General features: G+C 66.0%; 25 protein-coding genes. 11 read left to right on the forward strand and 14 right to left on the reverse strand.

Annotated elements, in window-relative coordinates; genetic code table 11:
- Positions 1–21 precede the first annotated feature (21 nt).
- Positions 22–732, reverse strand: coding sequence for a helix-turn-helix transcriptional regulator (locus C9E82_RS08180; RefSeq protein ID WP_119898806.1), 711 nt, complete (start codon positions 730–732; stop codon positions 22–24).
- A gap of 64 nt (positions 733–796) precedes the next feature.
- On the opposite strand from C9E82_RS08180, the gene C9E82_RS08185 reads away from it, so the two are divergent.
- Positions 797–1,417, forward strand: a complete 621-nt coding sequence (locus C9E82_RS08185; RefSeq protein WP_119898807.1) for a glutathione S-transferase family protein — start codon at positions 797–799, stop codon at positions 1,415–1,417.
- Here C9E82_RS08185 and C9E82_RS08190 read toward each other — a convergent pair.
- The 3 genes from C9E82_RS08190 to C9E82_RS08200 all read right to left on the reverse strand — a co-directional run bounded on the left by C9E82_RS08190 (position 1,395) and on the right by C9E82_RS08200 (position 4,367).
- Entirely contained in the window at positions 1,395–2,291 is an 897-nt protein-coding gene (locus C9E82_RS08190) for a DMT family transporter (protein WP_119898808.1), read from the reverse strand. The two genes, C9E82_RS08185 and C9E82_RS08190, sit on opposite strands and share 23 nt — an antisense overlap.
- 134 nt (positions 2,292–2,425) lie before the next feature.
- A complete protein-coding gene (locus C9E82_RS08195; protein ID WP_119898809.1) occupies positions 2,426–2,725 on the reverse strand; it encodes an HU family DNA-binding protein in 300 nt (99 codons plus the stop codon).
- 157 nt (positions 2,726–2,882) lie between these two features.
- Positions 2,883–4,367: an AMP nucleosidase gene (locus tag C9E82_RS08200; protein ID WP_119898810.1), complete on the reverse strand. Its 1,485-nt coding sequence runs from the start codon at positions 4,365–4,367 to the stop codon at positions 2,883–2,885.
- Between the two features lie 94 nt (positions 4,368–4,461).
- Here C9E82_RS08200 and C9E82_RS08205 point away from each other — a divergent pair, with 94 nt between their 5' ends.
- From C9E82_RS08205 to C9E82_RS08230, 6 genes are all read left to right on the forward strand, one after another.
- Positions 4,462–5,340, forward strand: coding sequence for an SDR family oxidoreductase (locus C9E82_RS08205; protein ID WP_119898811.1), 879 nt, complete (start codon positions 4,462–4,464; stop codon positions 5,338–5,340).
- 101 nt (positions 5,341–5,441) lie between these two features.
- Positions 5,442–6,665 (forward strand): FAD-dependent monooxygenase, encoded by a 1,224-nt coding sequence (locus C9E82_RS08210; protein ID WP_119898821.1) that lies wholly within the window; start codon positions 5,442–5,444, stop codon positions 6,663–6,665.
- A 102-nt stretch (positions 6,666–6,767) separates the two neighbouring features.
- Complete coding sequence (locus C9E82_RS08215) at positions 6,768–7,361, forward strand: LolA family protein (RefSeq protein WP_119898822.1); 594 nt, start codon at positions 6,768–6,770, stop codon at positions 7,359–7,361.
- Between the two features lie 129 nt (positions 7,362–7,490).
- On the forward strand, positions 7,491–8,732 hold the full coding sequence (locus C9E82_RS08220) for an MFS transporter (RefSeq protein ID WP_119898812.1): 1,242 nt from the start codon (positions 7,491–7,493) through the stop codon (positions 8,730–8,732).
- A gap of 82 nt (positions 8,733–8,814) precedes the next feature.
- Positions 8,815–9,597, forward strand: coding sequence for a 5'-nucleotidase, lipoprotein e(P4) family (locus C9E82_RS08225; protein WP_183154055.1), 783 nt, complete (start codon positions 8,815–8,817; stop codon positions 9,595–9,597).
- Positions 9,598–9,661: 64 nt separating this feature from the next.
- Positions 9,662–10,357 (forward strand): 5'-nucleotidase, lipoprotein e(P4) family, encoded by a 696-nt coding sequence (locus tag C9E82_RS08230; RefSeq protein WP_170162105.1) that lies wholly within the window; start codon positions 9,662–9,664, stop codon positions 10,355–10,357.
- A gap of 6 nt (positions 10,358–10,363) precedes the next feature.
- On the opposite strand, the gene C9E82_RS08235 is transcribed toward C9E82_RS08230, so the two are convergent.
- From C9E82_RS08235 to C9E82_RS08245, 3 genes are all read right to left on the reverse strand, one after another.
- Positions 10,364–11,272: a glycosyltransferase family 2 protein gene (locus tag C9E82_RS08235; protein ID WP_119898814.1), complete on the reverse strand. Its 909-nt coding sequence runs from the start codon at positions 11,270–11,272 to the stop codon at positions 10,364–10,366.
- A 1-nt stretch (position 11,273) separates the two neighbouring features.
- Positions 11,274–12,896, reverse strand: a complete 1,623-nt coding sequence (locus C9E82_RS08240; RefSeq protein ID WP_119898815.1) for a glycosyltransferase — start codon at positions 12,894–12,896, stop codon at positions 11,274–11,276.
- Positions 12,897–12,985: 89 nt separating this feature from the next.
- Positions 12,986–14,074, reverse strand: a complete 1,089-nt coding sequence (locus C9E82_RS08245; protein ID WP_147393104.1) for a hypothetical protein — start codon at positions 14,072–14,074, stop codon at positions 12,986–12,988.
- Positions 14,075–14,390: 316 nt separating this feature from the next.
- On the opposite strand from C9E82_RS08245, the gene C9E82_RS08250 reads away from it, so the two are divergent.
- The 4 genes from C9E82_RS08250 (at position 14,391) to glf (ending at position 18,740) form a co-directional block, all read left to right on the forward strand.
- Complete coding sequence (locus C9E82_RS08250; RefSeq protein ID WP_122449241.1) at positions 14,391–15,215, forward strand: hypothetical protein; 825 nt, start codon at positions 14,391–14,393, stop codon at positions 15,213–15,215.
- Positions 15,216–15,275: 60 nt separating this feature from the next.
- Complete coding sequence (locus tag C9E82_RS08255) at positions 15,276–16,502, forward strand: polysaccharide pyruvyl transferase family protein (protein ID WP_170162106.1); 1,227 nt, start codon at positions 15,276–15,278, stop codon at positions 16,500–16,502.
- Positions 16,502–17,488 carry a glycosyltransferase gene (locus tag C9E82_RS08260; protein WP_122449242.1) on the forward strand — a complete coding sequence of 329 codons (987 nt, stop codon included), beginning with the start codon at positions 16,502–16,504 and terminating at the stop codon, positions 17,486–17,488. The genes C9E82_RS08255 and C9E82_RS08260 overlap by 1 nt, the downstream gene beginning before the upstream one ends.
- A 106-nt stretch (positions 17,489–17,594) precedes the next feature.
- The gene (gene glf, locus C9E82_RS08265) at positions 17,595–18,740 is read left to right on the forward strand and encodes a UDP-galactopyranose mutase (protein ID WP_119896478.1); all 1,146 of its coding nucleotides are present in this window, start codon (positions 17,595–17,597) and stop codon (positions 18,738–18,740) included.
- A gap of 61 nt (positions 18,741–18,801) precedes the next feature.
- On the opposite strand, the gene fghA is transcribed toward glf, so the two are convergent.
- The 7 genes from fghA to hrcA form a co-directional block, all read right to left on the reverse strand.
- The gene (gene fghA / locus C9E82_RS08270) at positions 18,802–19,641 is read right to left on the reverse strand and encodes an S-formylglutathione hydrolase (protein WP_119896477.1); all 840 of its coding nucleotides are present in this window, start codon (positions 19,639–19,641) and stop codon (positions 18,802–18,804) included.
- Positions 19,638–20,153, reverse strand: a complete 516-nt coding sequence (locus C9E82_RS08275; protein ID WP_119896476.1) for a GNAT family N-acetyltransferase — start codon at positions 20,151–20,153, stop codon at positions 19,638–19,640. Before C9E82_RS08275 ends, fghA begins: the two co-directional genes overlap by 4 nt.
- Positions 20,150–20,785, reverse strand: a complete 636-nt coding sequence (locus C9E82_RS08280) for an ATP-dependent Clp protease proteolytic subunit (RefSeq protein WP_119896475.1) — start codon at positions 20,783–20,785, stop codon at positions 20,150–20,152. The genes C9E82_RS08275 and C9E82_RS08280 overlap by 4 nt, the downstream gene beginning before the upstream one ends.
- Positions 20,786–20,862: 77 nt before the next feature.
- Positions 20,863–21,990 (reverse strand): S-(hydroxymethyl)glutathione dehydrogenase/class III alcohol dehydrogenase, encoded by a 1,128-nt coding sequence (locus tag C9E82_RS08285; RefSeq protein ID WP_119896474.1) that lies wholly within the window; start codon positions 21,988–21,990, stop codon positions 20,863–20,865.
- Between the two features lie 101 nt (positions 21,991–22,091).
- Entirely contained in the window at positions 22,092–22,676 is a 585-nt protein-coding gene (gene gfa / locus C9E82_RS08290; RefSeq protein ID WP_119896473.1) for an S-(hydroxymethyl)glutathione synthase, read from the reverse strand.
- Between the two features lie 112 nt (positions 22,677–22,788).
- Positions 22,789–23,319, reverse strand: coding sequence for a nucleotide exchange factor GrpE (locus C9E82_RS08295; protein WP_119896472.1), 531 nt, complete (start codon positions 23,317–23,319; stop codon positions 22,789–22,791).
- Between the two features lie 6 nt (positions 23,320–23,325).
- Positions 23,326–24,381 (reverse strand): heat-inducible transcriptional repressor HrcA, encoded by a 1,056-nt coding sequence (gene hrcA / locus C9E82_RS08300; RefSeq protein WP_119896471.1) that lies wholly within the window; start codon positions 24,379–24,381, stop codon positions 23,326–23,328.
- Positions 24,382–24,400 lie beyond the last annotated feature (19 nt).

A 24,400-nucleotide genomic window follows, 5' to 3' on the forward strand; every position in this document is an offset into this window, starting at 1 on the left:
CTAAACAAGATCTTGTGGCAATCACCGCAGCCGGGGCTCATGGAGTTCCTGGTGCCGCCGCGACTGCGCATATTCGCGCACCAGCGGCACGCGATGCGGCCGGAAGCTATCGCCGGTCCGCTCCAGCGCCTCGATCCGGTTGACGTGAAAGACCCGGAAATCCATCCGCAGCCGGCAATGGGCCAGCAGCATCAGCGTATGTTCGGAATAGGACAGGCCCAGGGGCCAGATCACCCGTCGCGTGCGCGCGCCCTTCAGGTCGTGATAGTCGATCCGCAGCGCCTCCTCGTCCCAGCAGGCCTGCCGGATCGCGCCCAGGTCCACGCGCGGCGGCGCCCGGTCCGGTCCCAGCTGGAAGCTGCGCATGATGGCGTGCAGCGCCTGGCGCGACTGCCGTTCCGGCAGCGTCGCCACGATCCGCGCCAGCGCGTCGCGCCCGGCCTCGGTCAGTTCGTCGTCGCCGATCCGCCCCAGCGCCTCGACCGCCAGCCGCAGCGCCTCAATCTCCAGGCGCGAGAAGCTCTGCGGCGGCAGGGCCGGATCCTCGGTCAGCGTATAGCCCAGCCCGGCCTCGCCATCGATCAGCGCCCCGCCCGCCCGCAGCGTGGCGATGTCGCGGTAGAGCTGGCGCTGCGAGACGCCGGTTTCCTCGGCCAGCCGGGCGGCGGTGACCGGGGCGGGCAGGCGGCGCATCGCGTCCATCAGGCGCATCAGGCGGTCGGTGCGGGACATGCTGTCTCTTTCTGTCAGCAGGCTGGCGCTAGACCTTGGCCATCCGCAGCCAAGGAGGCAAGCCATGCTGACGCTTTACCACGCACCGATGAGCCGCTCGACCACGGTGGCGCAACTGATCGAGGAAATGGGAATCGGCGACAAGGTCGAGATCGTCGAGGTCCAGATCCCCCGGCAGGACGGGTCGGGCGGCCGCGATCCCCGCAACCCGCATCCCGAGGGCAAGGTGCCCTACCTGGTCGATGGCGATGACCTGGTCCGCGAACGCGGCGCGATCATCCTCTATCTGACCGATCGCTTCCCCGAAAGCGGGCTGGGCCGCCCGGTCGGCGATCCGCAGCGCGGACGCTATCTGTCCTGGCTGTCCTGGTACCAGGGCGTGTTCGAGCCGGTGGCGATCCTCGGCTGGGCGCAGGTCGATCATCCCGCCATCCAGGCCTCGCTGCGCGACTACGACACCGCGATCCAGCGCCTGGACGAGGTGCTGCGCCGGCAGCCCTATCTGCTGGGCGACACGTTCAGCGCCGCCGACCTGCTGTGTTCCAGCCCCTTCGCCTGGTTCGGCGACCAGCTGCCCGCGACCGAGGCCATCAAGGCATGGGTGGCGCGCTGCCAGGATCGCGAGGCCGTGCGCAAGCTGCACGCCGCCGAACAGCGGCAGCTCAGCTCGGCGGCGGACGCTTGACCGGCGCGGCGGGGGCCTTGGACAGCTGCACCGCAAGGATCCCCGCCATGATGATGCCGACCCCGATCACGTCGCCGGCGCCAAGCCGTTCGCCCAGCAGCAACGCGCCGGTGGCGACGCCGAAGAACGGTGTCAGGAAGTGGAAGGTCGCGGCCCGGACCGCGCCGATGCGGCCGACCAGCAGGAACCAGACCCAGGTCGCCGCGATCCCCGGCACCAGCACCGTATAGAGGAAGGCCCAGAAAAGGCGCGGGCTGGGCGTGACCTGCCAGGTTTCCAGGAAGGGCGCGACGATGCCGAGGGTCAGCGAGCCGACCAGCATCTGCAGCCCGACCACCATCATGACGTTTCCGCCCGAACTGGCCCCGCGCACGGTCAGCGTCGCGACCGCCAAGGCCAGCGCTGCGACGAAGCACAGCGCGATGCCCAGGGGATCGCTGCCGCCCTGCAGCCGCGCGCCCATGATGATGGCGACGCCGACAAGGCCCAGGAACAGTCCCGCGACGCCCATGCGGCGCAGCCTTTCGCCCATGAAGATCCAGCCCAGGAAGGCCACCATCAGCGGCATGGTCGCGGCGATGATCGAGGCCAGCCCGGCCTCGATCCACTGCATCGCGACCCAGTTCAGCCCCAGGTAAAGCGCGTTCTGGCACAGGCCCAGCATGACCACCGCGCGCCACTGGCTGCTGGTCAGGTTGCGCCATGTCTGGCCCATGGCCAGCGCGATGGCCACCCCGATCCCGCCCGACAGCGCGAAGCGCAGCGCCAGCGACATCAGCGGCGGCGCCTCGGTCACGATCATCCGCGTCGAGGTGAAGGCCGAGGCCCACATGACCGCGAAAAGCAGCCCCATCAGGATCGCGCGAATATCCATGCCCCGGCCCCAGATTGCAGAGAATGCAAGACGGCTAGCAGAGCCGTGCCGCGGCGAAAAGCGCCTTGCGCGCGGTTTCAGCAAAAAGGCCGCACCCGAGGGCGCGGCCTTTCATGCCCGAGGAACCTCGGGGATCAGCTGTTGACGCTGTCCTTCAGTGCCTTGGCAACGGTCACCTTGACCTGCTTGTCGGCAGGCTTGGTCATCATTTCCTGGGTTTGCGGGTTGCGCACCTGACGCTCGGGGCGCGCGCGGCAGGCGATCTTGCCGATGCCGGGCAGGGTCACCGCGCCGCCATTGGCGACTTCGCGGGTGACGACGGCGGCGATCGCATCCAGAGCCGCAGAGGCCGATTTCTTGTCCGAGCCCAGTTCTTCGGCCAGCGTGGCGACGAGTTGGGTCTTGGTCATCGGTTTGGCGGAAGCCGTAGCCATGTTCTGTCTCCTCTTGCCCTTATCCTTGGGGCCCACAAATTGCGCCTTTTGCGGCATAACGCCTGCTACACACGGTTTTGACCGACGAATCAAGCCTTTTTCGCGGATTGCGCGAAAACCGGCATCACCGGGGCGGTTGACGTAGGGTTAAATGGGGTCAAAGGAAGGCCGTTTCGCTGAAAGAACGCAGTTTTCGCGAGTGAATCCGCTCCAGCGGCATCTCGCGCAGCTTCTCCATCGCGCGGATGCCGATCAGCAGGTGATTGGCGACCTGCGTGCGATAGAAATCCGTCGCCATGCCGGGCAGCTTCAATTCGCCGTGCAGCGGCTTGTCGGACACGCACAGAAGCGTGCCATAGGGCACCCGGAAGCGGAAACCGTTGGCGGCGATGGTGGCGCTTTCCATGTCCAGCGCGACGGCGCGCGACAGCGACAGGCGATGCACCGGGCCGGACTGGTCGCGCAATTCCCAGTTGCGGTTGTCGATGGTGGCGACGGTGCCGGTGCGCATGATCCGCTTCAGCTCGTAGCCGTCCAGCTGCGTGACCTCGGCCACGGCCTCCTGCAGGGCCACCTGGACCTCGGCCAGCGGCGGGATCGGCACCCAGACCGGCAGGTCGTCGTCCAGGACGTGATCCTCGCGCAGATAGGCATGCGCCAGGACGAAATCGCCAAGGCTCTGGCTGTTTCTCAGCCCCGCGCAATGGCCGACCATCAGCCAGGCATGGGGGCGCAGCACCGCGATATGGTCGGTCGCCGTCTTCGCGTTCGAGGGCCCGACGCCGATATTGACCAGCGTGATCCCCTGCCCGTTGGCGCGTTTCAGGTGATAGGCGGGCATCTGCGGCATCTTCGACAGCGCCACGATCCGGCCGTCCGAGGTGGTGATCTCCTGGTTGCCGGGCGCCACGAAAGAGCTGTAGCCCAGGGCCGGCTCGGCCAGCGCGCGGCGGGCGAAGGCCTCGAACTCGTCGACATAGAACTGATAGTTGGTGAACAGGACGAAATTCTGGAAATGCTCGGCGGCGGTGGCGGTGTAATGGGCCAGCCGCGCCAGCGAGTAATCGATGCGCTGCGCCGTGAAGGCCGCCAGGTGCTGCGTGCCGTCGGGCAGCGGCACGGCCATGCCGTTGACGATGTCGTCGTTCACCGTGTTCAGGTCCGGCACGTCGAAGACGTCGCGCAGCGAGAAATCCAGCACGCCTTCCTGCGGCACGGCCAGGTCGCTTTGCGCGGCGACGGCGAAATGCACCGGCATCGGGGTTTCGCTGACCCCCACCGTCAGCGGCACGCCGTGGTTCTTCACCAGAAGGCCGATCTGCTCGATCAGGTAATTCTCGAACAGGTCGGGCCGGGTGATGGTCGCGGCATAGCTGCCGGGGCTGGCCACATGGCCGAAGGACAGGCGCGAATCGATCTTGGTATGGCTGGCGATGGTCAGCCGCAGCTCGGGGTAGAAGGCGCGATAGCGCGCGCGCGGCTTTTCCCCCTTCAGCAGCCGGGTGAAATGATGCAGCAGGAAATCCGCCGCCTCGTCATAGAGGCTGCGCAGCCGGGCCACGGCCTCGGCGGGATCGGTGAACTGCTCCCTTGCCGCCGTCGGGGGCGATTCGACCGGCAGGAAGCGGGAATGTTGGGTCATGCTGTGGTCCTTGTTCGTCGATCCGAAAGTGGCACCCCGCCGCAGATCAGGCAAGCGTCTGGCATGTCCGCGCGGGCGCGACTAGGTTGCCCGCATGGAGATGCTTGTTTTCGGTCATGGCTATTCCGCCGGCTGGCTGACGCCCCTGTTGCGGGCCGAGGGCTGGCGCGTCACCGGCACCACCCGCGACCATCCCGACCGGGTCCGCGCGGCCGGGGCCACGCCGCTGATCTGGCCGGGCGAGGAGGATCGCGTCCGCCAGGCCATCGCGCGGGCGGATGCGATCCTGGTCTCGGTCGCGCCGGACGCATCGGGCGATCCGGTGCTGGCCGCCTTCGCCGAGGATATCGGCCGGGCCGCGCCGCGCTGGCTGGGCTATCTGTCCACGACCGGGATCTATGGCGACCGCCAGGGCGGCTGGGTGGACGAGGACAGCCCGCTGGACCCCTCGACCCGGCGCGGCCAGGCGCGGGTCGCCGCCGAGGCCGCCTGGCAGGCGCTGGCGGAGGCGCGGGACCTGCCCCTGCACATCTTCCGGCTGGCCGGGATCTATGGCCCCGGCCGCGGCCCCTTCCGCAAGCTGCGCGAGGGCAGCGCGCGGCGGATCGTCAAGCCGGGCCAGGTCTTCTCGCGCATCCATGTCGAGGATATCGCCCAGGCGCTTCTGGCCTCGATCGACGCGCCCAAGCCGGGGGCGATCTACAACCTGTGCGACAACGAACCGGCGCCGCCGCAGGACGTGATCGCGCTGGCCGCCCGGATGCTGGGCGTGCCCGCCCCGCCGGTCGAGGATTTCGACCAGGCAGAGATGACCCCGATGGCCCGGTCCTTCTATGCCGACAGCAAGCGGGTCTCGAACCGGCGGATGCTCCGGGATCTGGGCGTGACCCTGCGCCATCCCGACCTGCAGAGCGGGCTGGCGGCGATCCTTGCCGCCGAGATTGCCGCCGAGATCGCCGACCGCGACCGCTGAGGCCGCGCGCCGCATTGCCTTTGGCGCGCCCCCCCGGCATGATCGCGGCCATGACCAGCCAGGAAGCCAATCAGGAAGCCAGCCATGAAGGACGGGGGCCGATGAAACCGGATGTCGATGTCCTGATCGCGGGCGGCGGGCTAAACGGCCCCACGCTGGCCCTGGCGCTGGCCGGTGCCGGGTTGTCGGTGGCCGTCGCCGATGCCCAGCCCGCCCGGACGCGCGCGGGCGACGATTTCGACGGCCGCGCCTATGCGCTGGCGCTGGCCTCGCAGCGGCTGCTGAAAGCGCTGGGGCTGTGGGAGGAGCTGGCCCCCGAAAGCCAGCCGATCCTGGAGGTCAAGGCCTCGCAGGGGCGGCCCGGCGAAGGCGCCGCGCCCTGTTTCCTGCATTTCGACAGCGCCGAGATCGAGGAAGGCCCGGTCGGCTGGATGCTGGAGGACCGTTTCCTCTATCGGGCGCTGCTGGCGGCGATGGCCGACCGGGTGCGGCATCTGCCGGGGCTGGCGGTGACGGCGCAGGAACCGGGGCCGGCGGGCATCACCGCGACCCTCTCCGACGGCCAGCGGATCACCGCGCGGCTGCTGGTCGGCGCGGACGGGCGCGGGTCGGGTGTGGCGGCGCGGGCGGGGATCGAGCGGCGCGGCTGGGATTACGGCCAGACGGCGCTGGTCGCCTCGATCGACCACGACCTGCCGCATCACGGCATCGCGCATCAGTATTTCATGGCCACCGGCCCGCTGGCGATCCTGCCCCTGCGCGGCAATCGCAGCAATATCGTCTGGTCCGAGACCCATGACAACGCCCAGGCCATCGCCGCCCTGGACGACGCCGCCTTCCTCGAGGTGCTGCGCCCCCGCTTCGGCGATTTCCTGGGCGGGATCCGGCTGGCCGGCCCGCGCTTCTCCTATCCGCTGTCGCTGAGCCTGGCCGAAAGCTATGTCGCGCCGCGCGTGGCGCTGGTGGGCGACGCGGCGCATGGGGTGCATCCGATCGCGGGCCAGGGGCTGAACCTGGGGCTGCGCGACGTGGCCGCGCTGGCCGAGGTTCTGGTCGAGGCCGCCCGCCGGGGCGAGGATATCGGTTCCGATCTGGTGCTGGAACGCTATCAGATCTGGCGGCGCTTCGATTCGACCAGCCTGGCCCTGGGAATGGACACGGTGAACCGGCTTTTCGCCAGCGACAATCCGCTGCTGGCCGGTGCGCGCGGCCTGGGCATGGGCATCGTCAGCGCCATCCCGGCGCTGCGGCGCGGCTTCATGCGGCAGGCGGCGGGACTGTCGCTGGACCCGATGCCGCGGCTGCTGGCGGGCCGGCCGCTGTAACGTCACGTCGCCGGAACCGTCACGGCAATGCGAGCGTTGGCCGCCCTGATCGTCCGCTGCTTGTGATGTGCATGACGGCATGAAACCGCTATGATCGGAGCCATGAACATACGCTCTCTCGCCCTTGCGCCCGCCCTGCTCATCAGCCTCGCCCTGCCGGCGCTGGCCGAAAAGATCTCGCTGAACGAGATCTCGCGCTATCTCAACAGCCTGACCACCGTCACCTCGGCCTTCACGCAGGTGAACCCGGACGGCACGATCTCGACCGGGACGGTCTATATCCAGCGGCCCGGACGGGTCCGCTTCGAATATGCCAACGACAATACGCTGGTCATGGCCTCGGGCGGCAATGTCGCCATCTTCGACGGCAAGTCCAGCGGCGGGCCGCAGCAATATCCGCTGTCGCAGACGCCGCTGTCGATCATCCTGGCCCCCAATGTCGACCTGGGCCGCGCCAACATGGTCACCGCCCATACCGAGACGCAGAACGCCACCGTCGTGACCGCGCAGGACCCGCAGCATCCCGAATACGGCAATATCCAGATGGTCTTCACCTCGCCGACGGAACTGCGGCAATGGGTCGTGACCGACGACAGCGGCCAGAAGACGACCGTGATCCTGGGCGAGATGCAGAAGGGCGGCTCGATCCCCTCGTCGCGCTTCTCGATCAACAACGAGATCTCGCGCCGCAACTGATCGCGGGGACTGAAGGAAGCCCCGCCTTCCATCAACGCGGCTGATGCGTTCCATCACCAGAACCGGGCTTGATCCCCAGGCCCGGCCTTGCCAATGCTGGCGGCGAGATATTTCCGCACAGGTCCCGCCATGCAGTCCCATGCCCGCCTCTTCACCCCGATCCTGATCGGGGGCTCTCTGATCCTGCTGATCAATTTCGCGCTGCGGGCCAGCTTTGGCGTGTTCCAGATCCCGATCGCCCAGGAATTCGGCTGGCCGCGGGCCGAGTTCAGCCTGGCCATCGCGATCCAGAACCTTGCTTGGGGCATCGGCCAGCCGATCTTCGGCGCCCTGGCGGAACGCTGGGGCGACAGGTGGGCGATCATCCTGGGGGCGATCCTCTATTCCGCCGGGCTGGTCCTGACCGCCTTCGCCACCAGCCCGGCCACGATGCAACTCTTGGAGGTGATGGTCGGCTTCGGCATCGCCGGGACCGGCTTCGGCGTCATCCTGGCCGTGGTCGGCCGCGCCGCCAGCGACGAGAACCGCAGCCTGGCCTTGGGGATCGCCACCGCCGCCGGTTCCGCCGGGCAGGTCTTCGGCGCCCCCCTGGCCGAGATCCTGCTGGGCTTCTACAGCTGGCAGGCGGTGTTCATCATCTTCGGCGTGATCGTGCTGGCCTGCCTGGCCTTCCTGCCGATGCTGGGCTCGGGCAAGCCGGTCCGCCCCAGCGTGCTGGAGGAAAGCATGGGCAGCGTGTTGTCGCGCGCCTTCCGCGATCCGTCCTTCATGATGATCTTCATGGGCTTCTTTTCCTGCGGCTATCAGCTGGGTTTCATCACCGCGCATTTCCCCGCGATGATCACCGAGATGTGCGGCCCGATCAATCCGGTGGGCACCCTGGCCGCGCTGGGGATCACCACGACCTCGGCGCTGGGGGCGGTCGCGATATCGCTGATCGGGCTGGCCAATATCGCCGGGTCGATCCTCGCGGGCTGGCTGGGCAAGCGCTATACCAAGAAATACCTGCTGGCCGGGATCTATACGCTGCGCACCGTCGCCTCGGCCGCCTTCATCCTGATGCCGATCACCCCGGCCTCGGTGGTGGTCTTCTCGCTGGTGATGGGCGGGCTGTGGCTGGCCACGGTGCCGCTGACCTCGGGGCTGGTCGCCTATATCTACGGGCTGCGCTACATGGGCACGCTTTACGGCTTCGTCTTCCTGTCGCACCAGATCGGCTCTTTCCTGGGCGTCTGGCTGGGCGGCAGGCTGTATGACGCGCATGGCGACTACATGCTGGTCTGGTGGGTCGGCGTGGGCGTCGGCGCCTTCAGCGCCTTGATCCACCTGCCGGTGCGCGAGGCGCCGTCGCGGCTGCCGGTGGCGGCCTGATTTTGTTTGACGGATCAATCAACCCTTTCTAGCCTCGGCAGGCGGGCGCCAATCCGCCAATCCGCAGAACAGGGAGAATTCCATGACAAGATGTCTTCGTCCCGGCCCGGTCCTGCTGGGGCTTGCCGCCTCGGCGATGATCGCGCCGGCCGCGCTGGCGCAGGAGGCCGAGGCCGCCACCGACTGCCCGGTGGCCGAATTCGCCATGGGCCTGCGCTTCCAGCAGCAATCGGCCGAGATCCGGGCGCTGCAATTGCAGGCCTACAACATCGCCACCGAGAAGCTGGATGCCGCCGTCGCGGCGGCCGAGGATCCCTCGAAACTGGCCGTCGTCACCGACCTGGACGAGACGGTGATCGACAACACCGCCCTGCTGGCGCGCGACCTGGCCAATTGCCATGTCTATGACGCCTGGGACACCTGGCTTCCGTGGGAACGCGACGGCAAGCCCGCGCTGATCCCCGGCGCGAAGGAATTCCTGGACCACGCCGACAGCCTTGGCGTGGCGATCCGCTATGTCTCGGACCGGGCGGACGAACAGAAGGATCACACGCTGGCCACGCTGACCGATCTGGGCCTGCCGCAGGTCAGCCCGGAAACCGTGTTGCTGCTGGGCCCGCCCAAGGTCGAACGGCGCGAGATCGTCGCTGCCGACCACCAGATCGTCCTGCTGCTGGGCGATACGCTGCATGATTTCGACGGCCGTTTCCGCAACACCCCGCTGGACGACCAGAAGGCCACCGTCGCCGAGGAAGCCGCGAAATGGGGCACCGAATGGATCGTCTTCCCCAATGCCAGCTACGGCACCTGGTCCGAGGCGCCGCTGACCGCCTGGGATGCCGAAACCGTCATCGAGGAATGGTGATCCCGCCCGTTTGACCTTGCCCCGCGCGGGCCCTAGCTTGCGGCCTGCGCGAAGGGGAAAATCCATGACCGACCAGAACAGCCGCAACCGGGAACATGCGGTGGCGATCCGTTACCAGCAACGCTCGGCCGAGGTGGGCGCGCTGCAGCGTCAATGCTATGCGCTGGCCACGCTGCGGCTGCGCGACGCGGTCAAGGTCAATGGCGGCGGAGAGGGGCTGGCAGTGGTCTCGGACATCGACGAGACGATCCTGGACAATACCGCGATCATGGCCCATGTGATGGCGGAAGGTCATGATTTCACGGATATTTCCCACTGGAAACGCTGGGAACGCGAAGGCGAGCCGGGCCTGATCCCCGGCGCCGTGGATTTCTTCACGCTGGCCGACCGGCTGGGGGTGACGATCTTCTACGTCTCGGACCGCTTCGACGAGAACAAGTTCGCCACCATCGCCACCTTGTCGCGGCTGGGCCTGCCGCAGGTCGTTGCCGACCAGGTGATGCTGTTCGGCCCGCCCAAGGCCGAGCGCCGCGCCGCCATCGCCAGCCGCTTCCGCATCATCCTGCAACTGGGCGACACGCTGCACGATTTCGACGGCGCCTTCGCCGGCCAGTCGCTGGAAAACCAGCACCGGCTGGCCGCCGACCATGCGGACCGCTTCGGCGAGGACTGGATCGTCTTTCCCAACGCCGCCCACGGCACCTGGCTGCAGGCGGACCTGCGCCCCTGGCAGCTGCCGCTGACCGCCGACCGGATCTAGCCCCCCTCAGCCGGCCGGGGCCTTCGGGATGGCGGGGCGGAAGCTCCAGCCGCGCAGGATCGCCTGGTAGATCTGGCGGCGGATCGACCAGGGGACGTTGCCGGCCTTCATCTGCGCGCGCACCCCCCAGGCGAAGCTCAGCACGCCCACCAGCCCCTGTTCGCGGCTGCGGAACGAGGTCTCGTTGCGGGCGCCATACTTGAACTTCCACAGGCTTTTCGAGGTCACGAGGCTGTAGTTCACGCCCTTGTTTTCCGGCGTGTCGTGGATGACGCGGCTTTCGGGCACGAAGATGCCGGGATAGGACTTCGCCAGCCGCCGCGTATATTCGGCATCGTCGAACCAGATGAAGTAATCCGAGATCGGCAGCCCGTGCTTCTCGATCGCCCATCGCGGCACCAGCACCGAGACGAAGGAACAGGAATCGACCAGCGCCCAGGCCTTTCCGGGCTGCACGAACCGCGCCCAGTCCCAGACCGGGCGGGGGGTGTTCATCTCGCATAGCGAGCCGTCGATCCATTCCACCCGCGAACAGGCGAAGCTGGGGCGCCAGACGTTCTCGGCCTCGAATTGCTGGATCGCGTCCAGCAGCCGCTCCAGCGCGTCGGGCTGCGGATAGGCGTCGTCGTCCGAGATCCACAGATAGTTCGCCCCCGCCGCATAGGCGACCTTCATGCCCTCGTGGAACCCCCCGGCCCCGCCGACATTCTTCGGCAGCCGCACATAGCGCAGGCTGGGCATCTGCGCCGCGCGGGTCTGGACCAGCGCCTGCGTGTCGTCGGTCGAGGCATTGTCGACCACGAAGACCAGGTCGGGTTTCTGCGTCTGCTGGTCCAGCGCGTCCAGGACGCGCATCAGCTTGTCCGAGCGGTTGAAGGTGACAATGACCGCGGCAGTCGTCGTAAGGGCAGTCATGTCAGGCGGTCTCGCCTTCGGCAGCGGCGCGATAGATCGGCATCAGGATGTCCTCGGCAGTCGGATCGGAAGCGATGTGTCGGAACCGTTCATGCAATTCCGTCTGCTGACGTGCAAGGAAGCCGGGGTCGCGCCACAGGCGGTCGACCGCCGAAACCGCATCCCGGACCGAGCCGAAGGGCTCCAGCCTCAGCAGCAGGTCGGGGGGCACGAGTTCCGCCTGAGAGCCCACATCGGTCGACAGCGGGATGCAGCCATGCTGGATCGCCTCGTAGCAGACCAGCGCCAGGCCCTCATTGTTCGAGGGCAGAAGCAGGATGTCGGAATTTCCCAGCAGCCCCGGAATGTCGGCATTGGCGGCTTCCAGCGTGACCTGGTCGGCAAGGCCGCGGCGCTTGACCAGCCCGGCCACGGTGTCGGCGAAGGGCCCCTCGCCCACCACGGTCGCCTTGAACTCGATCCCGTTGCGGCCCGCCCAGCGGGCCAGGGCGCGCAGCGTCTCGACCATCACGACCGGGCGCTTCTGGTAATACATCCGGCCGATGAAGGCCACGCGCAGCTGCTTCTGGCCGGGCTTCATGTTCAGCGCCGGCAGTTCCAACTGGTCCGCGCGCGGCAGCATCCGGCCCAGTACGACCTTGTGCATGACGTGGAACACGTCGCGATAATAGTCCACCAGTTCGCGGCTGATGACGTGGTGATGGTCGATATAGTTCGACCAGACCCCCGAGACGCGCGGATAGCCGCCATCGGGATGTTCGACGATATGGGTCGAATCCACGACCTTCAGCCAGGGCGCCGTCACCCGCAGATGCGCCAGCGCGGCATAGAGCGGCACGCAATGATGGACGTGGATCAGGCGGATGTTTTCGGCCCGCGCCAGCCGCTCGATGAATTGCGGCCACAGGTCATGCGCCAGATAGCGGTCCAGCCGGATGAAGCTGACGTCGGGATGATCCGGCAGCCGGTCGGCCAGCCGCTGCAGCGAGGGCACCGAGGCCACGACGATCACCCGCAGCCCGGCGGCCAGCGCCCAGTCCACGCAGTCGAAGGCCAGCTTCTCGGCGCCGCCGACCTCCAGCCAGTGAAAGCCGATCAGGATCGCCGGGCGCCTGGAGGTATCGGGGCCGCCCTCGTCGGGCGGCGGCAGCGCGACCGACCCCGCGCCGCGCGCCAGCGACTGGTGGCTGTGGCGCTGGCGGCACAGCCGCTTGCGCCGCATCTCCGCCTGGTAGCGGATATGTTCATAGGCCATCGGCCAGGCGTTGAACAGCGGCCCCAGCCTGCGCACCGGCTGCCAGGGCGCGTCGGCATTCCTGACCTCGCCCGGCGTCGGCGCCCGCGGGATCGAGATGTTGATCGTGCGGAACCGCGCCCCCGCCTGCCCCGAGGAAAGGCGCAGCCTGCCCAGGTATTCGGGCGACAGGTGATGGGGATGGAAGGTCATCCGTCCGTCGCGGACCGATGGCGCCGACCAGACCGGACTGTCGCATTGCCAGAACACGATCTCCAGGTCGTCGTCGGGAAACAGGCGGCGATAGATCGAGACGATCTCTGCCTGCTCGCGTTCCAGCCGCTTGATTTCCGTCTCGGCGACCGGACGGGCGGATGCGGGTGCTGTCATGACCGATGTCATCCTCGAGTCAGATAAACAATACAAATACGTCCAACCACGGCAACCAGCTACCACTGAAATTCAACGTCGGCACGGGGTTACGGGTTCACCCCCAGCTTCGCGCGATATTCCTCGAGCCGCGCCTTGATCCGCTTGCCGTCGGGCCGCAGCATATGCGCGGTTTCCATCAGTTCCCGCGCCAGCAGGGGATCGCGCTCTTCCACAGCGAAGGCCATGTCGCGCAGGTTGTCCACCTCCTTCTGGTTCACGCGGCCGTCGGGCAGCAGCGGCGCCAGCAGGCGGGCATAATGCGCGATCACCGCGGCAGAGGTCAGCTTGCTGCGAACCGCAAGGCCCGCCCTGCCCGCGACCTCGTCGAAATCGCGCGAGATCCGCGCGGCCTTTTCCTGAAACGCCCCGATATCCTTGATGTGGGAAAAGCTGGCCATGCCGAAATCCACCGCCGCCTTGGCCAGCCGGCGTCTTTCCAGCGTCTCGATGGGCTGGGCAGCCTGCACCAGTTCCTGCGGCTGGGCTGGCTCATGCGCACAGCCGACGGCTTTCAGAAAGCCCTCGATATGGGCCAGGCCGACCTCGCCATAGGACAGGGTAATCATGTTCTCGTGACCGAAGACATCGGCAAACCGCGTCCAGATCGCCTGCTGCGACAGGAAATTCTCATTCATCCCATTGAAGAAGCTTGGAAAGTTCCGCGTGCCGACCGGCCCCTTGTTGACCTCGTTATACCAGGATTTCAGCAGCGACAGCGGCTCGCGCAGGTAGAAGACGATCCGCGTGTCCCAGGCCGACAACCGCCGCGCAAGATCGCCAATCGCGGCGGCGGGGTCCTTGCGAAGGGCAAGCTGGACGAATTCCTCGCTGGAGATGACGATCTTCGTCTCGGGCGCGGCCTCGATCTCGGCGGCAAGCGCGGCATAGGCGTCGTCGGCCGCGACATCCTCGCCATACCAGGGCGGGGGCACGAAACCGTGCTGCCGCGCGACCGACAGCGACAGGTGCCCGTGATTGGTCGGATTGCGCAAGGGCCTGCCAGCGTCGGGATACAGATAGCCCTGCTGCCGCAGATCGTCGGCATGGCGGCTGCAATAGTCCTGAAGCGCGGATGAGCCGGTCTTGTAATGGCCGATATGCAGATAGAGGGTCTTCGTCGCGTCCAAGTCAGCCACCGGCACAGTCAGGAAATCCCGCCTCGTCTAGCGCGGGCTGGTCGGGGGCGTCAAGCGAGGGGTCCATCCAGACGAGCCATGAGTGGCAACTGGCCAAGATCGAAGCTTTGGGCTAGGTACGGGCATCACGAGAAGTTCTCGATACCGACCAGCATTTTGTCCATCTACGCAATGTGAGCGCATGAAAACATGCTATCTTCATCTGGGAATGCCTAAGACTGGGTCAAGCTCGATCCAGGAGGCGTTCCAAGGATATGAGGCGCCAAGCCTCGCCTATGCAAAGCTGCGGAGCAGTAATCATGGACCCGCCCTGTGCATGGCCTTTTCGAACAGCCCCGAGTCCCTGCCTGAATTGAAATGGCGCAACAAGAAGAAAAGGTTACTGCAACACGACCCGATCTCGCAAGCCAAGCGGCAAGTCAGCAAGGCGCTGGCCTGCAACAGCAGCCTGATACTGTCGGGCGAGATCATGATCGATCGCCTGAATGAGGCGGAGTTCGCTCAGATGGTTGCTGCGCTGCGAGACACCTTCGACCGTGTCGTCGCCATCGCCTATGTCCGTCCCCTCGCCTCGCTGGCCGCAAGCCAGTTCCAGCAACGCATCAAGACCGGGCAGCGACGCTTCGTGATTCCTGCGCCGGACTATCGCAAGCGGTTCGAAAAGGTCCGGAACCTGTTCGGGCCCGAGGATATCGTCTGGCGGCGCTTCGATCGCAAAGATCTGAAAAACGGGGATATCGTATCAGATTTCGCCGCTGTCCTAGGCGTCGACAGGCCAGGGCGGCCGGTCAAGATGAAGAATGAGTCGCTGACCGCAGAAGTACTTGCTGCAGTCTACGCCTTCAATCGCTTCACTGCACCGTTGCTGCCCCCGGCCATGCAGCATCGTATGCGGGCTGAACTTCTTACGAAGCTGCAGGGCAAGGGCGACACGAAGTTCGGATTTTCCCCGGAGTTGATCGAGCGGCATCTGGAACGCCATGAAGAGGATATCGACTGGATGGAATCGATTTGCGGTTTTGATGTGCGCGGCAACGTCGGGAAGGTCGCGACTCCGATTGCCGACCAGAAGCAGCTACTGGATCTGGCAGGCAAGATCGGCGATAGGGCGCAGACTGCCACAATAAGTGGCTCAGCCTGACATCTTCCGAAATCAAGAAGTGCTATGGGCGCTCACACTCCATGTCAAAGGTCTCAACTCATGCAATCAGATCTGCCAAAGCAGAACACGCGGATCCTTTTCCATGCGCCGGGGCTTGCGGCTCATCGGCCCGCGATGGATCTTCCGCATGTGCTTGGCGTTCAGCCAGCCACCATGCACAGCATCCAGGGCCTGTTGACTTCGCATGAGCTGACCGGAAACCGGGGCAACATCATCCATGCCGAGGCACCGGCCAAGCTGTTCAAACGCGATCCGCTGGGATCGGCCTATGGCAATATCGGAAAGCTTCACAAGCACTTGGGCGACGCCTTTGCCGATCGCATGGCCGAGCTGTTTGACATGATTGTCATCTCGATGGCGAATTTCATCCGGCCGGACCACAGTGTCGAGAATCTGGGGCACGCTCTTGTCGCCCTGGACGGGCGGGTTCCCTTCATCGTGCTGGGCGCCGGATTGCAGGGACGGCACGAACTGTCTGCGATCCGCAGAGGCAGTGTCGATACGATCGGCGTCATCAACGAGCGAGCCGCTCTCTTTGGTGTCCGCGGCGAGGAAACCTGCGGCTGGCTGCACAAGCACGGCTTCAAGAAGGCCGAGGTGCTGGGCTGCCCCAGCCTTTATGTCTATCCGCAATCCATCATGCTTCTCGACCCCACGGCCGCGCGCCAAAAGGGTGCTAATGCCAGCGTGATGACTGCGGGTCATCTTGCCATCAAGCAAGGCAATATCGTGCGCCGCGGCACAGATCTGGTGAGGGCCCTCGCCGGCACGGACGCATCCTACGTGATGCAGGATGAGTTCATCAGATACCCCGGCTTGAGGCATAGACCCTGCATCTACAGCGACGGAAATTCGCAGTTCGACAGTGGGTTCATGAATGCGTGGCTTACAGAACGCTACAAGAGGCCTGTGTCGTTCCGCAACTATTATTATTTCAACGAATCTGGAGCCTGGAGGCAGAGCGCATTGCGCCACGATGTCTTTATCGGCGACCGTTTCCACGGGGGGGTTGCCGCATTGCAAGCAGGCCTTCCGACGATATTCCTGAAGGAAGACAATCGCGTAGGCGAATTGACCGATTATTTCGCACTTCCCGCATTATCGATCAGCCAGTTCACAGAACTCGGTCTGGCAAAAACGCTGGAAAAAATGCTGGATGACGGCAAGATCACCCTGATGAAAACCAGATATCGTCAACGCTTCCGGCATTTCCGCAAGAGGATGAAAGAACAGGGGCTGACTGTCGTGTCGCGCTTGCCTGACTAATGGCGGCCATTGCGCATGGTGATGACGATCTGCATATCGCTGCCATCGTCGTAACCCATAACCGGCTGGAGCAGCTGCGGCTGACGGTGGCCCGGCTTCTGGACGAGCCGGTCGATCACATCTTCGTTTTCGACAATGCCTCGGATGACGGCACGGCGGAATGGCTGTCGGCGCAGGCGGGGCCGCGCCTGTCCTTTCGCCGCAGCGCGCAGAACCTGGGCGGGGCGGGCGGGTTCTCCCATGCCCTGCAAGAGGTCGGCCAGCGGCTGGACCCCGACTGGATGGTGGTGATGGACGATGACGGCCGCCCGGCAACGGGCGCGCTGGCTGCTTTCCGGGCGATGGATCGCGCGGAATGGGACGCGGTGGGGGCGGCGGTCTTCACCCCCTCGGGTGAGATCTGCGAGATGAACCGCCCCTATCGCAACCCCTTCTGGCACCTGCGCGAATTCGCCCGCACGCTGCGCGGCAAGGGGCGGGGCGGCTTCCACCTGCAAGACCAGGCCTATCGCCCCGACGCGCCGGTGACCGAGGTGGACATGTCCTCTTTCGTCGGGCTGTTCCTGTCGCGGAAGGCGGTCCGCCGCGCCGGCCTGCCGGACGAGCGGCTGTTCATCTATGGCGACGACCAGCTCTATACGCTGACCATGCGGCGGCGGGGGCTGCGGATCGCCTTCGCGCCCAAGGTCCGGTTCGAACATGACACCCAGGCGCGGCAGGCGGCCGGCGGGCTGGTTCTGCGGCCGCTGTGGAAGGTCTATTACATGTATCGCAACGCGCTGATCGCCTATCGCGTCGCGGCGGGGCCGTGGTTCTGGCCGCTGGTGCCGCTGCTGCTGGTGAAATGGCGCCGCAAGGCGCGCGACTATGGCAGCGACGCGGCCCGGTTCCGCCACCTTCTGGACCTTGCCATCCGCGACGGCCTGGCGCGGCGGCTGGACCGGAGCCATGCGGAAGTGCTGAAAATCGCCGAAAACGGCCAATAGGGACCGGGCGGGCCGCCTTCGTCTTGTGCAAGTCGCAAGGCTGTGGCTAGGGTCCCGCGACAATGAGGACGGGGCCCGGCGGGCCGCAGATATCGGGCAGAAGCTGATGCAATTTCTCTTGGTGGGGGCCGGGCTTTCCGGCGCGGTAATCGGACGCAAGCTGGCCGAGGCGGGCCATCGCTGCCGCATCATCGACGCGCGCGACCATATCGGCGGCAATTGCCACACGCGGCGGGACGAGGAGACCGGCGTGATGATGCATGTCTATGGCCCGCATATCTTCCATACCGACGACGAGGAAGTCTGGTCCTATGTGAACGGTTTCACCGAGTTCCTGCCCTTCCAGAACCGCGTCAAGACCACGGCGCGGGGCGCGGTCTATTCGCTGCCCATCAACCTGCTGACGATCAACCAGTTCTTCGGCACGACCATGCGCCCCGACGAGGCCCGCGACTTCATCGCCGACCAGGCCGACACCAGCATCACCGACCCGCAAAGCTTCGAGGAGCAGGCGCTGCGCTTCGTCGGCCGCGATCTCTACGAGGCCTTCTTCAAGGGCTATACCGAGAAGCAATGGGGCTGTTCGCCCACCGAGCTGCCGGCCTCGATCCTGAAGCGGCTGCCGGTGCGCTTCAACTATGACGACAACTATTTCTTCCACCGGTTCCAGGGGATGCCGCGCGACGGCTATACCCCGATGATCGAGGCGATCCTGGACCATCCCGGCATCACGGTGGAGCTGAACACGCCCTATCGCCCCGAGATGCGCGAGGCCGCGGACCATGTCTTCTGGTCGGGCCCGCTGGACGGGTTCTTCGACTATCAGCTGGGCCGGCTGGGCTATCGCACGCTGGATTTCGAGCGTTTCACCTATGAGGGCGACTATCAGGGCTGCGCGGTGATGAATTACGGCGACCGCGACGTGCCCTGGACCCGCATCACCGAGCACAAGCATTTCAGCCCCTGGGAAGATCACGAGGACAGCGTCTGCTATCGCGAATACAGCCGCGAGGCGGGGCCGGACGACATCCCCTATTACCCGATCCGGCTGGTGCGCGAGAAGGCGCTGCTGGAGGACTATATCGCGCTGGCCGAGACGACCGAGGGCGTGACCTTCGTCGGCCGGCTGGGCACCTATCGCTATCTGGACATGGACGTGACCATCCGCGAGGCGCTGGACACGGCCGCGACCTTCCTGGGCTGCCTGGCCGAGGGCAAGCCGGTGCGCGCCTTCATCAAGTCGCCGCGCTGAGGCGCGGCGATTTTTCGGGTATTTGGGCAACGAAGAAGCCCGGTCGCGGGATGGGGGGCGGTCAGGCCAGCCGTTCGGCGTGCCACATCACATGGTCGCCCATGAAGGTCTGCACGAAGAAATAGCTGTGGTCATAGCCCGGCTGCATCCGGAACTGGCCGGGCTGGCGGCGCTCCATCATCGCATGGGCCAGCGATTCGGGCTTCAGCAGGTCCAGGAACTGGTCCTTGCTGCCCTGGTCGATCAGCACCTCGCCCGGATAGCCGCGTTCACGCATCAGCAGCGTCGAATCATGGGCCGTCCAGGCCGCGCGATCCTCGCCCAGATAGGCACCCAGCTGCTTGCGGCCCCAGTCCGATTCGCTGGGATGGGCGATCGGGGAAAAGGCCGAGACCGAGCGATAGCGCTCGGGGTGGGTCATGGCGATGGTCAGCGCGCCGTGGCCGCCCATCGAATGGCCGGTGATGCCCATCGCGTCGCGGTCGATGGCGAAATTGTCGCCGATCAGCTCGGGCAGTTCGTGGACGATATAGTGCCACATCTGGAAATGCGGCTTCCACGGGTCCTGCGTGGCATCGACATAGAAGCCGGCGCCCTGCCCCAGGTCATAGGCGTCGTCGTCGGCCACGCCCTCGCCGCGGGGCGAGGTGTCGGGGAAGACGATGGCGATGCCCGCCTCGGCGCACCATTCCTGCGCGCCGGCCTTGGTCATGGCGTTTTCATGCGTGCAGGTCAGGCCGGACAGATACCACAGCACCGGCACGCGGCCATGCTGCGCCGCTTCGGGCAGGAAGATCGCGAAGGTCATGTCGGTCCCCGTCGCCTGCGAGCGGTGGCGATAGACGCCCTGCGTGCCGCCGAAGCTGCGATTTTCGGAAACGGTTTCATAGCTTTGCGTCATTCGGAATCCCTCCTGGTCAGATCGGTAAACATGACCAGCGCATCGACCGGCCCGTGTTCGGGGTGATCAAAGGCAGCCGGCAGGCGGCCGACAATGGCAAATCCGGCTTTCTGCCACAAATGGACGGCATCCTCGTTGGTCGAGACGACGAAATTGAACTGCATCGCCCGGAAACCCTGGCCGCGCGCCCAGCTTTTCGCATGCTCGACCAGCGCCCGTGCCACGCCGCGCCCCCGCGCCTGCACATGGGTCGCGAAAGAGGCGTTGGCGACATGCGAGCCCCCCGCCGGGCGATTCGCGCCGACATGGCTGGTTCCCAGGACCCGGCCGCCGATCTCTGCCACGAACACCGTGAAGGGACGCGCGAACCAGTCCGCCAGGGCCTCGTCCCGCGTGATGTCGCGCGGGATGCAATAGGTCTGCCCCGCGCGATAGACCGGCTGGAGGATCTTCCAGATCGCGTCGTGATCACCGGCGGTCGCGGGGCGAATCACCACCCCGCCAGCCGTCATTTCAGCTCATCCACGGAGCGGATGACCTTGCCCAGCAGGCCGTAATCCAGGGCCTCTTGCGTATTCAGCCAGAAGTCGCGCTGGGTGTCCTGCTCGATCCGCTCGACCGTCTGGCCGGTGGCCTCGGCGAAGATCTGGTTCAGCCGGTCGCGCATCAGCCGCACCTGTTCCGCCTGGATCATCATGTCGGAGGAGGTGCCGCCGATCCCGCCCGAGGGCTGGTGGATCAGGAAGCGGGTATTGGGCAGGCAGAAGCGGTTCTCCTTCTCGGCGCCGATGAAGATCAGCGCGCCCGCCGAGGCCACCCAGCCCGAGCCGATGGTGCGCACGGTCGGGCGGATGAACTTGATCACGTCATGGATCATGTCGCCGGATTCGACATGGCCGCCGGGCGAGGAGATCAGCATGTTGATCGGCGCGTCGCTGTCCTCGGCCAGGGCCAGCAGATGGGCCACGGTGCGCTGCGCCAGCTTGTCGGTGATGGCGCCGGCGACGATCACCGTGCGCGACTTGAAATAGAGCTTGCCGATCTTGTCGCCTTCGGGAAGGCCCAGCCCGCCATCCTTGTCGCCCTTCTGCGGACGGTCGTCATCATCGTCGTCGTCATCGTCGTCCAGCCAGTGATGGCGCATGCCCTGCTCTCCTTCTTCTCATGGCGACGGCGGAGCCCGCGGCCCCGCCGTTCTTTTACCTAAGCAGCCATGAAGGATCAGTAAAGGACGACCGAGCGGATGGATTCGCCGTGATGCATCAGGTCGAACCCCTTGTTGATGTCGTCCAGGGGCATGGTGTGGGTGATCATCGGGTCGATCTCGATCTTGCCCTCCATGTACCAGTCGACGATCTTCGGAACGTCGGTGCGCCCGCGCGCGCCGCCGAAGGCGGTGCCCTTCCAGACCCGGCCGGTCACCAGCTGGAACGGGCGGGTGCTGATCTCGGCCCCCGCCGCCGCCACGCCGATGATCACCGACTGGCCCCAGCCGCGATGGGTGCATTCCAGCGCGTCGCGCATCACCTTGGTGCTGCCGGTCGCGTCGAAGCTGTAATCCGCGCCGCCGATCTGGTCGAAGGGGGTCTTCGTCATCTCGACGATTTCCTGGACGACATTCTCGACATTCTTCGGATTGATGAAATGGGTCATGCCGAAATGCTCGGCCATCGGCTTCTTGTCGTCGTTCAGGTCCACGCCGATGATCATGTCGGCGCCCGCCAGGCGCAGGCCCTGGATCACGTTCAGGCCGATCCCGCCCAGGCCGAAGACCACCGCCTTCGCGCCGATTTCCACCTTCGCGGTGTTGATGACGGCACCAATCCCTGTGGTCACGCCGCAGCCGATATAGCAGATCTTGTCGAAGGGCGCGTCCTCGCGGACCTTGGCCACGGCGATTTCCGGCAGCACGGTGAAGTTCGAGAACGTGGAGCAGCCCATGTAGTGATGGATCGGCGTGCCGTCGGGCAGGCTGAAGCGGCTGGTCCCGTCGGGCATCAGCCCGGCGCCTTGCGTGGCGCGGATCCGGGTGCAGAGATTGGTTTTGCCCGACAGGCAGGAGGCGCATTCGCGGCATTCCGGCGTATAGAGCGGGATCACGTGATCGCCCGGCTTGACGCTGGTGACGCCGGGGCCGACCTCGACCACCACGCCGGCGCCCTCATGGCCCAGGATCGCGGGGAACAGGCCCTCGGGATCGGCGCCCGAGCGGGTGAATTCGTCCGTGTGGCAGATGCCAGTGGCCTTGATCTCGACCATGACCTCGCCGGCCTTCGGGCCGTCAAGGTTGACCTCCATCACTTCCAGCGGTTTGCCGGCCTCGAGGGCCACGGCGGCGCGGGTTCTCATCGTTACTCTCCTGTCCTTCCGATCGGGCTTCAATGATGGCCGAAGGGGCCGAATTCAACGGCCCCCCGGCAGGTTCTTCAGCGTCAATACGCCGCCGCCCCTCAGGCGGCCAGCGCGCCGGATTTCTTCGCCACATGGGTGGCGATGGCATCCATCAGCGGTGGCGACAGGGCGTCATAGGGTTCCAGCCCAAGCTCGCGCAGGCGCGACCGGATACCGTCCATCCGCGACGGATCGACGCCGGATTCGATGATCGAGCTGACGAAGGCCGCGAATTCCGGCGCTGACCAGCCATCCTCGGACGACAGTTCGGTATGCACGAAATCCAGCCCGTAGAACGGATGGTCCTTGTTCTCGATCCGGCCGTACATATGCACGCCGCAGCCCGTGCAGCGATAGCGCTGGATCGGCGCCTCGCGGTTCACGATCTCCAGCTTGTCGCCATTTTCCAGCACCTCGATCGCGTCGCGGGACACGACAGCGACCTGGCTGAAGATGGCCCCATCGGGCTTCCAGCACTTGGTGCAGCCGCAGACATGGTTATGGGCGGTCTGGGCACCGACGCGAACCTTGACCGGATCCGACGCGCAATGACAGGTCAGGACCCCGCCGGTGAAACTCGGATTGCCCGCTTTGATGCCGTTATCGACGGCGGGGTGAATCTTCACCCCATCTGTATTCGCCATGGTCCCTTCCTCCGATAGACCGAACGGAAACAAGCGTCGCGCGGACGGGGCCGGGGAACAAGTCAGCGGAAGGTTGTAGCGCCCCGCCGGCACGGTGGGGCGCCGGGACGGCTCAGGCCGCCGGAGTCGAGGAAACGCCCACTTTTGCTGGGCGCAGCAGGCGGTCATGCAGGCGGAAGCCGTTCTCCATCACCTGGATGATTTCGCCCGCGACGGTGCCGGGAACGGCCGCTTCGAACATCGCCTCGTGGAATTGCGGATCGAACTTGTCGCCCTGCTGCGGCCGGATGACGGTGATTCCATGCTTGCCGAAGACGTTCGACAGCTCTCGCAGGGTCAGCTCGACCCCCTCGATCAGCGCGGCGGCGGTGGTGCGCTGCTCCTCTCCGGCGGCATCCAGGGCGCGGGTCAGCGCATCATGGACGGGCAGCAGGTCGCGGGCCAGGCGCGAGCCGCCATATTGCTCGGCGTCGCGGCGGTCCTTTTCGGCACGCTTGCGGGCGTTTTCGGCATCGGCCAGCGCGCGCATGAACTTGTCGCGAAACTCGTCGCGCTCGGCGCTGATGCGGGCGATCTCGTCCTCGGGATCCGCCAGCGGGTCCTCCAGGAATTCCTCGATCGGCTGTTCGTTCTGCTCGGTCATCTCAACTCATCCTTTCCGGCCGGACAGCACCCGCCCGACCAGCTGCGCCGTGTAGTCGACGATCGGCACGATCCGCCCATAGTTCAGGCGCGTCGGTCCGATGACGCCCACCGCGCCAACAATCTTCCGGTCGGCATTCATATAGGGTGAAACCACCAGAGCGGAACCCGAAAGTGAAAAAAGCTTGTTTTCGGAACCGATAAAGATCCGCACGCCCTCGCCCTGCTCGGCCAGTTCCAGGAATTCGACGATGTCGCGCTTGCGTTCCAGGTCGTCGAACAGCACGCGGATGCGGTCCAGGTCGGCGGCCTCGCTGTCCAGAAGGTTCGCCCGCCCGCGCACGATCAGGCGCGGATCGGTCTGGCCGTCGTCCCACAGCGCCAGCCCGGATTCGACCAGGTCGGCGGCCAGCGCGTCCAGCTCGGCCCGGCGGGCGGCCATCTCGCGGCTGATATGGCCGCGCAGCTCGGCCAGGGTGCGGCCCTCGGCCATGGCGTTGAGGAAGTTCCCCGCCTCGCGCATCGAGGAAGGCGTCTGGCCCGGCGGCGGGGTGAACAGGCGATTCTCGACATGGCCATCGGCGAAGACCAGCACCACCAGCGCCCGGTCGGGGGCAAGGCTGACGAATTCGATATGGCGCACGGGCGCCTCGTGCTTGGGCATCAGCACCAGCGAGGCGCCATGCGTGATCGAACTGAGCGCGGTGCTGATCCGGTCCAGAAGCGCGCTCGTGTCGCGGCTGTCATTGCCGACGGTCTGGTCGATCATCTCGCGGTCGGTGGGCGCGACCGCGTCGATCTCCATCATCCCGTCCACGAACAGCCGCAGCCCCAGCTGCGAGGGCAGCCGCCCGGCCGAGATATGCGGGCTGTCCAGAAGCCCCATGAATTCGAGGTCCTGCATCACGTTGCGCACGGTGGCCGCGCTGACGCGTTCCGAGAGCGCCCGCGTCAGGGTCCGCGAGCCGACAGGCTCTCCGGTTTCCAGATAGGTTTCGACGACGCGGCGAAAGACTTCGCGGGATCGGTCGTTCAGCTCTGACAGCAGCGATTCCTGGCTCATGTCCCTCGCGGGGTTGCGT

The sequence above is a fragment of the Paracoccus sigandri genome, assembly GCF_003709565.1.
GTDB lineage: Bacteria > Pseudomonadota > Alphaproteobacteria > Rhodobacterales > Rhodobacteraceae > Paracoccus > Paracoccus siganidrum.

Coding starts and splice junctions, on each gene's coding strand:
- C9E82_RS08180 (WP_119898806.1), bottom strand. CDS start 732: ATGTCCCGCACCGACCGCCTGATGCGCCTGATGGACGCGATGCGCCGC.
- C9E82_RS08185 (WP_119898807.1), top strand. CDS start 797: ATGCTGACGCTTTACCACGCACCGATGAGCCGCTCGACCACGGTGGCG.
- C9E82_RS08190 (WP_119898808.1), bottom strand. CDS start 2,291: ATGGATATTCGCGCGATCCTGATGGGGCTGCTTTTCGCGGTCATGTGG.
- C9E82_RS08195 (WP_119898809.1), bottom strand. CDS start 2,725: ATGGCTACGGCTTCCGCCAAACCGATGACCAAGACCCAACTCGTCGCC.
- C9E82_RS08200 (WP_119898810.1), bottom strand. CDS start 4,367: ATGACCCAACATTCCCGCTTCCTGCCGGTCGAATCGCCCCCGACGGCG.
- C9E82_RS08205 (WP_119898811.1), top strand. CDS start 4,462: ATGGAGATGCTTGTTTTCGGTCATGGCTATTCCGCCGGCTGGCTGACG.
- C9E82_RS08210 (WP_119898821.1), top strand. CDS start 5,442: ATGAAACCGGATGTCGATGTCCTGATCGCGGGCGGCGGGCTAAACGGC.
- C9E82_RS08215 (WP_119898822.1), top strand. CDS start 6,768: ATGAACATACGCTCTCTCGCCCTTGCGCCCGCCCTGCTCATCAGCCTC.
- C9E82_RS08220 (WP_119898812.1), top strand. CDS start 7,491: ATGCAGTCCCATGCCCGCCTCTTCACCCCGATCCTGATCGGGGGCTCT.
- C9E82_RS08225 (WP_183154055.1), top strand. CDS start 8,815: ATGACAAGATGTCTTCGTCCCGGCCCGGTCCTGCTGGGGCTTGCCGCC.
- C9E82_RS08230 (WP_170162105.1), top strand. CDS start 9,662: ATGACCGACCAGAACAGCCGCAACCGGGAACATGCGGTGGCGATCCGT.
- C9E82_RS08235 (WP_119898814.1), bottom strand. CDS start 11,272: ATGACTGCCCTTACGACGACTGCCGCGGTCATTGTCACCTTCAACCGC.
- C9E82_RS08240 (WP_119898815.1), bottom strand. CDS start 12,896: ATGACAGCACCCGCATCCGCCCGTCCGGTCGCCGAGACGGAAATCAAG.
- C9E82_RS08250 (WP_122449241.1), top strand. CDS start 14,391: ATGGCCTTTTCGAACAGCCCCGAGTCCCTGCCTGAATTGAAATGGCGC.
- C9E82_RS08255 (WP_170162106.1), top strand. CDS start 15,276: ATGCAATCAGATCTGCCAAAGCAGAACACGCGGATCCTTTTCCATGCG.
- C9E82_RS08260 (WP_122449242.1), top strand. CDS start 16,502: ATGGCGGCCATTGCGCATGGTGATGACGATCTGCATATCGCTGCCATC.
- glf (WP_119896478.1), top strand. CDS start 17,595: ATGCAATTTCTCTTGGTGGGGGCCGGGCTTTCCGGCGCGGTAATCGGA.
- fghA (WP_119896477.1), bottom strand. CDS start 19,641: ATGACGCAAAGCTATGAAACCGTTTCCGAAAATCGCAGCTTCGGCGGC.
- C9E82_RS08275 (WP_119896476.1), bottom strand. CDS start 20,153: ATGACGGCTGGCGGGGTGGTGATTCGCCCCGCGACCGCCGGTGATCAC.
- C9E82_RS08280 (WP_119896475.1), bottom strand. CDS start 20,785: ATGCGCCATCACTGGCTGGACGACGATGACGACGACGATGATGACGAC.
- C9E82_RS08285 (WP_119896474.1), bottom strand. CDS start 21,990: ATGAGAACCCGCGCCGCCGTGGCCCTCGAGGCCGGCAAACCGCTGGAA.
- gfa (WP_119896473.1), bottom strand. CDS start 22,676: ATGGCGAATACAGATGGGGTGAAGATTCACCCCGCCGTCGATAACGGC.
- C9E82_RS08295 (WP_119896472.1), bottom strand. CDS start 23,319: ATGACCGAGCAGAACGAACAGCCGATCGAGGAATTCCTGGAGGACCCG.
- hrcA (WP_119896471.1), bottom strand. CDS start 24,381: ATGAGCCAGGAATCGCTGCTGTCAGAGCTGAACGACCGATCCCGCGAA.